At 70.7% G+C, this 10,796-nt stretch carries 12 protein-coding genes and 1 tRNA gene; 4 read left to right on the forward strand and 9 right to left on the reverse strand.

The window, feature by feature from the left end:
* From G6045_RS35180 to G6045_RS35190, 3 genes are all read right to left on the reverse strand, one after another.
* Positions 1-836: SDR family oxidoreductase (locus tag G6045_RS35180; protein WP_165336275.1), on the reverse strand; the 836-nt coding region annotated here is incomplete at its 3' end.
* A complete protein-coding gene (locus G6045_RS35185; RefSeq protein WP_165336276.1) occupies positions 833-1,801 on the reverse strand; it encodes an alpha/beta fold hydrolase in 969 nt (322 codons plus the stop codon). The genes G6045_RS35180 and G6045_RS35185, both read right to left, overlap by 4 nt.
* The gene (locus tag G6045_RS35190; RefSeq protein WP_165336277.1) at positions 1,798-3,336 is read right to left on the reverse strand and encodes a flavin-containing monooxygenase; all 1,539 of its coding nucleotides are present in this window, start codon (positions 3,334-3,336) and stop codon (positions 1,798-1,800) included. The genes G6045_RS35185 and G6045_RS35190 overlap by 4 nt, the downstream gene beginning before the upstream one ends.
* A gap of 194 nt (positions 3,337-3,530) precedes the next feature.
* Here G6045_RS35190 and G6045_RS35195 point away from each other — a divergent pair, with 194 nt between their 5' ends.
* The 3 genes from G6045_RS35195 to G6045_RS35205 are packed head-to-tail and all read left to right on the forward strand — an operon-like array spanning position 3,531 to position 5,605.
* Positions 3,531-4,157 (forward strand): MerR family transcriptional regulator, encoded by a 627-nt coding sequence (locus G6045_RS35195; protein ID WP_165336286.1) that lies wholly within the window; start codon positions 3,531-3,533, stop codon positions 4,155-4,157.
* Positions 4,158-4,176: 19 nt separating this feature from the next.
* Positions 4,177-4,503 (forward strand): MerR family transcriptional regulator, encoded by a 327-nt coding sequence (locus G6045_RS35200; protein ID WP_328708016.1) that lies wholly within the window; start codon positions 4,177-4,179, stop codon positions 4,501-4,503.
* A 46-nt stretch (positions 4,504-4,549) separates the two neighbouring features.
* A complete protein-coding gene (locus tag G6045_RS35205; protein WP_165336279.1) occupies positions 4,550-5,605 on the forward strand; it encodes a zinc-binding dehydrogenase in 1,056 nt (351 codons plus the stop codon).
* A 24-nt stretch (positions 5,606-5,629) separates the two neighbouring features.
* Here G6045_RS35205 and G6045_RS35210 read toward each other — a convergent pair whose 3' ends face one another.
* Positions 5,630-6,421, reverse strand: coding sequence for an exodeoxyribonuclease III (locus G6045_RS35210; protein ID WP_328708017.1), 792 nt, complete (start codon positions 6,419-6,421; stop codon positions 5,630-5,632).
* A gap of 67 nt (positions 6,422-6,488) precedes the next feature.
* Here G6045_RS35210 and G6045_RS35215 point away from each other — a divergent pair, with 67 nt between their 5' ends.
* The gene (locus G6045_RS35215; RefSeq protein WP_165336281.1) at positions 6,489-6,971 is read left to right on the forward strand and encodes a GNAT family N-acetyltransferase; all 483 of its coding nucleotides are present in this window, start codon (positions 6,489-6,491) and stop codon (positions 6,969-6,971) included.
* Here the strand turns inward: G6045_RS35215 and G6045_RS35220 are convergent.
* From G6045_RS35220 to G6045_RS35240, 5 genes are all read right to left on the reverse strand, one after another.
* Complete coding sequence (locus G6045_RS35220; protein WP_165336282.1) at positions 6,950-8,218, reverse strand: sensor histidine kinase; 1,269 nt, start codon at positions 8,216-8,218, stop codon at positions 6,950-6,952. The genes G6045_RS35215 and G6045_RS35220 overlap by 22 nt on opposite strands.
* Positions 8,219-8,225: 7 nt before the next feature.
* Entirely contained in the window at positions 8,226-8,702 is a 477-nt protein-coding gene (locus G6045_RS35225; protein WP_165336283.1) for a hypothetical protein, read from the reverse strand.
* A 145-nt stretch (positions 8,703-8,847) separates the two neighbouring features.
* Positions 8,848-8,921: transfer RNA gene (locus G6045_RS35230), tRNA-Ala, on the reverse strand.
* A gap of 85 nt (positions 8,922-9,006) precedes the next feature.
* Entirely contained in the window at positions 9,007-10,095 is a 1,089-nt protein-coding gene (gene sepX, locus G6045_RS35235) for a divisome protein SepX/GlpR (RefSeq protein ID WP_165336284.1), read from the reverse strand.
* Positions 10,096-10,276: 181 nt separating this feature from the next.
* A partial coding sequence (locus G6045_RS35240; protein WP_165336285.1) for a GNAT family N-acetyltransferase occupies positions 10,277-10,796 on the reverse strand: 520 nt, incomplete at its 5' end.

Genomic DNA, 10,796 nt, shown 5'->3' on the forward strand with positions numbered 1-10,796 from the left:
CCCACAAGCCCCCGCTTCGCATCCCCGAAGCGGCCCTCGAACCGCTTCATCTCCCGCGCCCCGACCGTCCCGATCACCGACGGCAGGTAGCCCCGGATGGACTGCATCCCGCGCAGCCACCACTGCCCGTACACATGCGCAGAGCGCCGCTCGATCCCGGCCACGATCCGGTCCACGGCGGGACCCAGCGGATACGTCTTGTTGGACGGCCACGGCAGCCGCGACCTCAACTCCCGCATCACATCGTCCTCGTCGGCCCCGCGCACCATGTCGGTGTCCGTCCAGGACAGGTACCCGACGCCGACCTTCACGCCCTTGTACCCGACCTCGGCCCGCACACTGTGCGCGAAGGCCTCCACCCCGGACTTGGACGCGCAGTACGCGGACATCATCGGCGCGGGCGTGATCGCCGCGAGGGAGGCGATCTGCAGGAAGTAGCCGCGCGACTCCATCAGAACGGGCAGGAACGCCTGCCCCGTCACGGCCGACCCGATCAGATTGACCTCGATCACCCGCCGCCAAGCCGCCATGTCCGCGTCGACGAGCGGACCGCCCGCCGCCACCCCGGCGTTGGCGACCACGATGTCCACCTTGCCGAAGCGTTCCTTCACCTCCTGGGCGACGCGCGCCATCGCCTCGTGGTCGGTGATGTCGGCGTGCCAGTAGTCCGCTTCGGTGTGCAGCCGCGAGCAGACCTCCTTGAGCAGCTCGGGCTCGAGCCCGACCAGGGCGACCTTCGCGCCGCGCGCGGAGAGCTTGCGCGCGAGGAGTTCCCCGACGCCGCGCGCCGCTCCGGTGACGACGGCGACCTGTCCTTCGAGGGCTACCTTGCTCATGCCCCCTCCTTCACTTCGGCGTGGGTGGTGCGTACTGGGGCGGAGGTGTCGCGTACAAGGGCGTAGGCGGCGACGAGTTGACGTATCTGCGCGGTGACAAGGTCAGGAGCCTCTACGGGCGTCATATGGCCGATCCCGGGCAGTTGGGCGAAGTCCACGCAGTCGGGCAGCGCCGCCGCGATGGCCTCCGCGGCCTCGGGCGGAGTCATCCGGTCGGCCGTCCCCACGATCACCGCGGTGGGCACGGTGAGCTTGGCGACGTTGGCCTCGATGTCCAGCGCGGCGAGCACGCGTCCCCACCCCTGGCGCACCCTGCGCGGGCAGGCGTGCACGATCCGGGTGCAGGCGTCGGTCTTCAGCGCCGAGGAGCCGGGGCCCATCGTCGCGTACCGCATGATCCGGCGCGCGAGCGGAGTGACGGGCCCGAGCGGCGCCGCGGAGTGCAGCAGTCCGCGCGTCAGGCGGGTGCGCAGCCGGCCCGCCCGCAGCGGGATCACCTTGGACAGATCGGCCAGGCGCACCGTGCCCGTGCTGCACAGGAGCACCGCGGCCGCATGCTCGGCGACCTTGGGCCGCCCGGCCGCCGCCATCAGCGTCATGCCGCCCATGGAGTGCCCGACGAGCACGGCCTGTTCACCGGGTTCGAGCGCAGTGGCGAGCACCGCTTCGAGGTCGTCGACGAGCGCGCCGACGCTGTAGCCGGTGGGTCCCGCGGGAGCCGGCGTGCGCCCGTGGCCGCGCTGGTCGTACGCGATGACGCGGTGGTCGCGCGCCAACTCCCGTATCTGCGCGGCCCAGAAGGCCGTCGAACAGGTCCAGCCGTGCACGAGCACCACGGCCGGAGCGCCGTCCGGGCCGTGCACCTCGACATGCAGCCGGGAGCCGTCACTCGACACGGCGACCAGTTCACGGGCGGCGACGGGCGGGGCGTAGGGCCCGGAGGTCACATGCATCAGTCTGCTCACGCGCCGACCTTTTCCGTACGGGGCTTCGACTCGGTGTCCGCCGGCTTCGGGAGCCGTACGACTTCGTATTCCGCGAGGTCGACCCGCCGCGTGGCGGACCGGAACTCGGTGGTGGTGCCGGGCCAGACCGTGGTGTTGACCCCGTTGTCGTCCAGGTACCAGCTGGTGCAGCCGCCCGTGTTCCACACGGTCCGCTTCATCCGGTCCTGCACCCGCCGGTTCCAGGCGTTCACGGCGGACGGCCGCGCGGCCAGCGCGACCCGGCCGCCCAACGTGTTCAACTGCCGTACGTAGTCGGCCATGTAGTTCAGCTGGGACTCGATCATCAGGATCATCGAGGAGTTCCCGAGCCCGGTGTTGGGACCGATGATCGTCATCCAGTTGGGGAAGCCGGCCGCGGTCGCGCCGCGCAGCGACTTCATCCCGTCCTGCCAGCTCTCGGCGAGCGTCCGCCCGTCAGCGCCCCTCACACGGTCCGCGATCGGCATATCGGTGACGTGGAAGCCGGTGCCGAAGACGATCGCGTCGACCTCGGTCTCGGTGCCGTCGGCGGCGACGAGGGTGTTGCCCCGTATTTCCGCGAGACCGCTGTCCACGAGGTCCACATTGGGCTGCGCGAGCGCCGGGTAGTACGTGTTGGAGAGCAGGATCCGCTTGCAGCCGATGCGGTACGTGGGCGTGAGCTTCTCGCGCAGGACCGGGTCCTTGATCGCCCGGTACATGTTGCGCTTGGCGAGCGCCTCGATCATGCCCAGCTCATTGGGCCGCTTCGTGAACGCCTGGACCTGCAACTCCCGTATCCCCCACAGGAGTCCGCGCCTGGCCTTGGACGTGAAGGGAAGCTGCCGGTGCAGCCAGCGCTCGGCGCCGCTGATGGCACGGTCCGCGCGCGGCAGGACCCACGGCGGGGTGCGCTGGAAGAGCGTGAGCCGCCGCACCTCCTTCTGGATCTCCGGCACGATCTGGATCGCGGACGCTCCGGTCCCGATCATCGCCACGCGCTTGCCGCGCAGGTCGTAGTCGTGGTCCCACTGCGCGGAGTGGAAGACCTTGCCCTCGAAGGTGTCGATGCCCTTGATGTCCGGGATCTTGGGATCCGACAGCGGCCCGGTGGCGGAGACGACCACATCGGCCGTCAGCGTGCCGCTGCTCGTCTCGACTTCCCAGTGCAGCCGCTCGGCGTCCCACCGCATGTGCTTCACCTCGGAGTCGAGGCGGATGTGCGGCCGCAGCCCGAAGGTGTCGGCGACATGCTCCAGATACGCGCGGATGTGCTCCTGACCCGAAAAGGTGCGCGGCCACTCGGGGTTGGGCGCGAAGGAGAACGAGTACAGATGGCTCGGCACATCGCACGCGCAGCCCGGATAGCTGTTGTCCCGCCAGGTACCGCCCACGGAACCGGCCCGCTCGAGGACCACGAAGTCCGTGACGCCCTCACGGCGCAGCCGCACGGCGGCCCCGAGCCCGCCGAAGCCGGACCCGATCACCGCCACCCGTACATGTTCGTGTTCGTGCTCGCCCTGACGCCCGGCCATGCAGCCCGCCTCCCGAAGTACACGACTGTGCCAGTAACCACTGGCATAGTGGGGAGAGTAGAGCAGCTCCGTACTCATGGGTAGGGGCTGGGAGGGACAAGTTACCGGCGGTACAACATAGGGTGCTTGACGTGGCGGAGAAGGCTGACGAACCGAAGGCGCGGGACGGCCGGGCAGCGGTCCGCGAGTACCGCATGACGGAACTCGCCGAAGCGGCCGGCATCACCGTGCGCACCCTGCGCTTCTACCGCGAGCGCGGACTGATCCCGCCACCGCGCCGCGAAGGGCGTCTGGCCTGGTACGACGAGCACCACCTGGCGCGCCTGCACACCATCGCGGCGATGCTGGAGCGCGGCCACACCCTGTCCGTCATCGCCGAGTTGAACGAGGCCCTGGAGTCCGGCCGCGACGTCGGCGAGATCCTCGGCATCCAGCCCACCGAGGAGACCCCGGTCCGGCTCAGCCCCGAGGAACTGGCCGACGCCTTCGCCGGCGAGGTCACCCCCGAGAACCTCGCCGCCGCCCTCGACCTCGGCTATCTCGCCCCCGACGGCGACGAGATCGTCCACATCAGCCGCCGCCTCCTGGACGCCTCGACCGCGCTCGTACGCGCCGGGGTCCCGCTCGCGGAGGTCATGCAGGCGGGCGCCCGGGTGCGCGAACACGCGGACGCCCTGGCCGAGTTGTTCCTCACCACGATCCGCACGTACACCCAGGACGAGAACATGGAGAAACTCCGCCCCCTGGCGAAGGCCGTGGTGGAGGCGGAGCTGTCGCTGGCCCTGGACCGGCGCTTGGCGGCGGAACATGAAGATCGGTGAGGCCGCCAGGGTCAGCGGTGTGAGCGCCAGATCGCTGCGGCATTACGAGGACGAGGGACTGATCGTCCCGGGCCGCTGCGGAAACGGATACCGCGACTACTGCCGCTCCACGCTCGACCGCGTCGGCACCATCCGCTCGCTCCTGGAGTCCGGCCTTCCCGTGCGGCTCATCCGGGAGCTGCTGCCACCGTCCGGCACGGATGCGAGCGGGGCGGACGCGGAGTTCCTGCGTGAGGTGGAGCGCTATCGCGACCGTGTAGCCGCCCGGATCGCCGGACTCGTCGAGCAGCAGGAAGCCCTCGACGCGTACCTCCGCGAGGCCGCCGCCCGTCCGGGCCCTCGCTGAGCGGGACTTGACCTTGACACCTGCGTGAAGCTCGTACGTTCCCGGCATGAAGAACACGAAGAACACGAAGAACACGAAGAGCACGGAAAACGCAGAGAGCCCGGAGAGCACCGGGCACCTCACCCAGCGCCGCCTCGTCCAGACCTCCCACCGCGGGCCGCAGGACCTGACCCTCGTCACGGATCAGCCGCTGCCCGTCCCGGGCCCCGGCGAGTATCTGATCCGCGTGGGCGCCGCGGGCGTGAACTTCGCGGACGTGATGCAGACGCACGGCACCTACGCCGGCGGCCCCGAGGCCCCCTATGCGGCCGGCTTCGAGGCCGCGGGCGAGATCCTGGCAGCAGGGCCGGACATCGAGCACCCTCTTGTGCCCGGCACCCATGTCGTCGGCACCGGACCGGGCGCCTTCGCGCGGTACATGACGATGCCGGCTGCGCAGGCCCTTCCGGTGCCCGCCGGCTGGTCCGACGCGCAGGCGCTCGGCCTGGTGCTCAACTGGGCCACCGCCCTTGCGGCGTTGAGACCGCTGGGCCGGATCGAGAAGGACGAGACGGTCCTGATCCACGCCGCGGCCGGAGGCGTGGGCCAGGCGGCCGTCCGCCTCGCCCGCCGCTACGGAGCGCGCGTGATCGCCACGGCCTCACCGGGCAAGCACGCGACGCTCACAGCACTCGGCGCCGACCACGTCCTGGACAGCGGCCGCTCCGACCTGGCAGCGGAGATCGACCGTCTGAGCGGCGGAGTCGACCTGGTCCTCGAATCGGTGGGCCGCGCCACGTTCGCCACCAGCCTGGCGGTCACCAAGCCCTTCACCGGCCGCGTCGTCGTCTACGGCGCGGCCTCCGGCGACGCGACCGTGAGCACCCACGAGCTGGTGTTCACGCACCAGGTCCAGCTCAAGGGCCTGCACATCGGCGCGCTCGCAAGCGCGGCCCCAGCCCTCTACCGCTCGCTGCTCGCCGAACTCACCGACCTCATCGCCGAGGGCGTCTACCCACCGGGCACCCCGCGGATCCACGCCCTGTCCGACGGCAGCTCCGTACTGCGGGAGCTCGCCTCAGGCCGGACCCAGGGCAAACAGGCGCTCGACCCCTGGCGTTGAAGACACAGCGCACAGCCACCGGCGTCAGCTCCCGTAGACGACCGTCACCGGCGCATGATCCGACCACCGCTCGGGGTGCGTGGCGGCCCGCTCCACGAACGCCTTCACCGCCCGCTCCGCGAGCCCCGGCGTCGAGACATGGAGATCAATGCGCCATCCTGCGTCATTGTCGAACGCCCGCCCCCGGTACGACCACCAGCTGTACGGCCCCTCAACTCCCGGGTGCAGCGCCCGCACCACATCCACGTACTCCTCGTAGACCCGCCCGAGCCACTCCCGCTCCTCCGGCAGGAAGCCGGCGTTCTTGCGGTTGGTCTTCCAGTTCTTGAGGTCCGCTTCCTGGTGGCAGATGTTCCAGTCGCCGCAGACCACGACCTCGCGCCCGTCGGCGGCGGCGCGCGTCTTGAGTTCCTTCAGATAGGCCAGGAACTCGCCCATGAAGCGGTACTTCTCGTCCTGCTTCTCGGTGCCCGCCTGCCCCGAGGGCAGATACAGGCTGGCGACCGTGACCCCCGGCAGATCGATCTCGACGTAGCGCCCGCTCGCGTCGAACTCCTCCGACCCGAACCCGATCCGCACCCGCTCGGGCGCCCGCCGCGAGTAGAGCGCGACACCGGCGCGGCCCTTGGCCACGGAGGGGGCGAGGACGACGTGCCAGCCCTCGGGGGCGCGTACCTCTTCGGGGATCTGGTCGGCCTCGGCCCGCACTTCCTGCAGGCAGACGACGTCGGCTTCGGTCTCCGCGAGCCACTCGGTGAAGCCCTTCTTGGCGGCGGCGCGGATGCCATTCACGTTCACGGAAGTCACAGTCAGCACCCCGGCACGATACCGGCACACTGGTCAGGACCCATCCCACCTGATGCATAGAAGTACGATGAGACGCATGAACATTCAGCCAGTGCGCTACGACCACCCCGACGCGATCAAGCTCAACGACCAGGTGCAGCTGGAGTACGTGGAGCGCTATGGCGACGCCGAAGGCGATGTCACCCCGCTCGACGCCGGGATGTTCGTCCCGCCCGCCGGCCTCTATCTGATCGCGTACGACGAGCAGGACCGCCCGGTCGCGACCGGCGGCTGGCGCAGCCAGGACGCGAACGACCAGGACTATGCGGACGGCGACGCCGAGCTGAAGCGGATGTATGTGGTGCCCGAGGCGCGGGGCCTGGGTCTGGCGCGGCGGATCCTGGCGCTCCTCGAAGAGGACGCGCGCGACCGCGGGCGTACGCGGATGGTCCTGGAGACGGGTATCGAGCAGCCCGAGGCGATCGCCCTGTACACGTCCAGCGGGTACGCGCCGTGCGCCAAGGTCGGCCACTACCGCTTCCACGACAGCAGCCGCTGCTACGACAAGCCGCTGTCCTGATCCTGGCCAGCGTCCCGATCCGCGTCCCGGGCGGCACCCTCGGCGACGACGGCACTGCGCAGATCGAGTACGGCGAGGGCGCCCGAGTCCGGGAGATTCGCGAACCGCAGCCGCGCGCCGAGCACTTGGGCCTGGCCGAGCGCGATGGTGAGCCCGAGGCCGAGCCCCGTCTCCCGCGCTCCGGTACGAAAGCGCTGGGGCCCGGCCCGCAGGATCTGTTCGGGGAACCCGGGGCCGCTGTCGTACACGCGGAGCACTCCGCTCTCGGCTTCGACGCGTACGGGCGCGGAGCCGTGCCGCAGTGCGTTGCTGACGAGGTTGGCCACGATGCGTTCGAAGCGCCGGGGGTCGGTCTCGACCTCGGCGTCGCGCACGACGACGACCTCGACTCCGTCGGCGGGCGCCGCCACGGTCCGTACGGCCTTGCGCACCAGGTCGCCCCAGGCGAGCGGCTCGGTCTCGGCGGTCTCGCTCGACACATCGAGCCGTGCCACCTCGATGACGTCGTCGACGAGTTCCCGCAGTCGCTGCGCACTGCCCTGGACGAGCTCGGAGGGCCGTCCTGGCGGCAGCAGCCCGGCGGAGGTGACCATGCCGGCGACGGGGGTGCGCAGTTCGTGCGCGATGTTCGCGGTCACTTCGCGTTCGGCCTGGATCCGGCGGGCGAGGGCGTCGGCCATGGTGTTGACGGCGGTGGTGAGCTTGGCGACCTCGTCCTTGCCGCGGGGTTCGAGGCGTGCGGTGAGGTCGCCGTCGGCGATGCGCTGCGCGGTGTCGGCGGAGGCGGTGAGCCGCCTGCCGAGCCGGGTCGCGACGGCGAGGCCGGCCAGGCCGCCGAGCGCGGTGCCGATGGCTCCGGAGATCCAAAGGACCCGGTCCAGATCGCGCAGGGTCCGGGTCTCCCTGTCGTACGAGCGCCGCAGCGCGACGACGGCGTTCCCTTGTTTGCTGGCCGCCCACAGCAGCGGCGGCCCCTTGACGTCACGGTCGAGGTAGACGCCCCACTTCCCGTCCTCGACGGCCTCGCCGAGCGGTTCGGGCAGATCGGGCGGATTGATCAGGGAGTTGCCGCCGTCGACGCCCGCCGCGTGATCCTGTACGGCGGTCTGCAGCCGGTCGCCGATCTGCTGGACGGCGGCGTCGTACTGCGCGCCCACCGTCTGGTGGTGCACGAGGACGCCGATCACGACGGCCACCAGGGCGGCCGTGCCCGCGATCGCGGCACCGATCTTCGTACGGAGTCCCATGGGCCGCTCAGTACACCGGGACGGTGAGCCGGATCGCCTGCAACTGCACCTTCACGGCCTCGGGCGGCAGCTTCGCGGGATCGTCGGGTACGACACTGGCGCGCCGGTAGTAGGCGACGCGCTCCTGCTGCTGCAGCCCGCTGAGCGTGACGGTCACGTCGTACGGCTCCTTCTCGCACCCCGGCAGACACCAGGCCCCGCTCAGTTTCCCGGTGGCCACGGCGGTGGACCCGCCCCAGCTGCTCCACTTGAGGTCGCTGACGGTGACCAGTTCGCTCAGGCCCACGGAGGTCGGCCGGCGCAGCGGCTGCCCCATGGCGTCGGCGACGTACACCGGACCCTTCTGCGGCGAGGGCGATATCGCCGGCCCCTGTACGTGCAGCCCGTCCGGCCGGCCGCAGGCCATGAGCAGCGCGACACCGCATGCGGCGACGGCCGCACTCAGGGCACGCGGCACACGACGAGACCGGACAACAGTGGACATACCAACCAAGTATCCATGCCATCCGCCGGAGCGGGCGTGACACAGATCGCAGCCCCCGCTTCCGCGGCCTTGCACGCGGCCCCCGCGGTCGCGCACGCAAAGCAAGAACCCCGCCGGAGCTTTCCGGCGGGGTTCTCAATTGCGGTGGACCTGTGGGGATTTGAACCCCAGACCCCCTCGATGCGAACGAGGTGCGCTACCAGACTGCGCCACAGGCCCTTGCAACGAGTGAAACTTTAGCACCCCGATCGGGGTGCTTGGAAATCCGTTCCGCGCTGGTCAGACAGGCGGCCCGGAACAGGCCTCATTCGTTGGCCGCACGCGGGCGCTCGGGGTCCGCGTACTGGTCGAACAGCGGGGTCCGTCCGCGCTCCCGCGAGCGCCTTCCGGACGCGGCACGGCGTGCGGCGGCCTGCGGGTCGGCAGGCTTGGCGGGCCGGGCCTCCGGCTTCTCGGTCTCTTCTGCGGCCGGTGCGGCTTGCTGCGGGGCGGACTGCTGCCCGATCGTCGAGGACCGCGCCGAGCTCCAGGTGTCGGGGGCACCGAGGTCGACCTCGCCCTGCGCGCGCGGGGCGACCGGCGCGGTGACGTACGTCGGCAGCGGGACCGGGACCGGCTCCCAGCTGTCGCCGCGGGCACCGCCGCGGTCGCGCTCGCGCTGCTGGTCGACCCATTCGGCGTGATCGGTCTGCTCGACCAGGGCACGCCGGTCCGCGGCGAGGTCGGGTCCGGCGGGGCCGCCTTCGCGGGCGGCCGCCTCGCGGCGCTGCGCGGCGCTGCGCTCACGGACGCGGCGCGCGGCGGCCTCGGCGTGGCGGCGGTCCATGACGTAGGCGAAGCGCCGGCGTTCCTGGGCCCGCAGATGAAGGATGTACGCGCTCAGGAGTGCGGCGGGCAGCGCGGGCGCCCACAGCAGTCCGAGTCCGCCGACCGCGGCGACGATGGCGCCGACGGTGAAGGCGAGGAAGAGCATCATCGTGGTGCGCCGGCGGCGTGCGAGCACCTTGGATCGGCGGGCGCGCGCGGCGGCATCGGCGTCGGGGCGGCGGCGCTCCTTGGGCTCGGGCCGCTCGGACGCCTGGGCCGGTTCGGCCGGGACCTCCGCAGGCTTGGGCGCCTTGGGCGCGGCGAAGGACCGGACGTCGACGGATCCCGTCAGGGATTCCGCGCCGGCCGGCTCCGGCCCGGGCTGGTCGCTCTCGCCCCGGTCCTTGAGGCCCTTGGCGTAGCGGCGCTCCATCCCCGCCCGTCCGGACAGCAGACGGATAGCGGTGGAGAAGCGTTCCGTCGGACGGGCTTCGTTGAGCTCGTCCTGCCTACGGAGCCACATCGGCACCAAGTAGGCGGCCCAGGCCCCGACGATGACTGCGTAGATGAGGCCGCTGCTGCTCACGCCTCACACGGTAGAGGGGTTTCGGTGAGGCCATCTGCCAATTGGCCCGGTGTGTCGCACGATCTGGCTGATATCTCGAACTTTTTTTGTGACTGATGCGATCAGCTGGCTTCGATTACAGGCATATTCACGGTCAAGCGCCGCTCATTTTCGAACAAGTATTTTATTTGCGCGCGCCCGCTCAGGCGGTGTCGGTAGCGTTGCGCGGACCGTCCTGAGCCTGGTCACGGTCCTGCAGCGCCGCGATCCTGCGGCTCGCGTGCCAGCGCGTGAGCAGCCCTTCGGGCACCTCTTCCGCCGTGAGCGCGAACACCAGGTGATCGCGCCAGCCTCCATCAATGTGGAGATAGCGTGGACGCAGTCCTTCGGAACGGAATCCGAGTTTCTCGACGACTCTGCGGCTCGGGGTGTTCTCGGGGCGAATACAGACTTCGATCCGGTGCAGACCGACCGTACGGAAGCAGTGGTCCACCGCGAGCGCGACCGAGGTCGGCATGACGCCGCGGCCGGCGACCGACTGGTCCACCCAGTAGCCGATATGGCCCGAGCACATCGAGCCCCAGGTGATCCCGGCGACCGTGAGCTGGCCGACGAGCCGGCCCTGGTACTCGATGACGAAGGGCAGCATCCGGCCCGCGTTCGCCTCCGCGCGCAGATGCCGGACCATCTGCCGGTACGTGGGCCGGTGGGCGGGCGGTGCG

This window comes from Streptomyces mesophilus (genome assembly GCF_011044995.1).
GTDB classification, from domain to species: domain Bacteria; phylum Actinomycetota; class Actinomycetes; order Streptomycetales; family Streptomycetaceae; genus Streptomyces; species Streptomyces mesophilus.

Bases quoted from the DNA above. Each gene is read 5' to 3' on its own strand.
- G6045_RS35190 (WP_165336277.1), bottom strand. From the start codon at position 3,336: ATGGCCGGGCGTCAGGGCGAGCACGAACACGAACATGTACGGGTGGCG.
- G6045_RS35195 (WP_165336286.1), top strand. From the start codon at position 3,531: ATGACGGAACTCGCCGAAGCGGCCGGCATCACCGTGCGCACCCTGCGC.
- G6045_RS35205 (WP_165336279.1), top strand. From the start codon at position 4,550: ATGAAGAACACGAAGAACACGAAGAACACGAAGAGCACGGAAAACGCA.
- G6045_RS35215 (WP_165336281.1), top strand. From the start codon at position 6,489: ATGAACATTCAGCCAGTGCGCTACGACCACCCCGACGCGATCAAGCTC.
- G6045_RS35220 (WP_165336282.1), bottom strand. From the start codon at position 8,218: ATGGGACTCCGTACGAAGATCGGTGCCGCGATCGCGGGCACGGCCGCC.
- G6045_RS35225 (WP_165336283.1), bottom strand. From the start codon at position 8,702: ATGTCCACTGTTGTCCGGTCTCGTCGTGTGCCGCGTGCCCTGAGTGCG.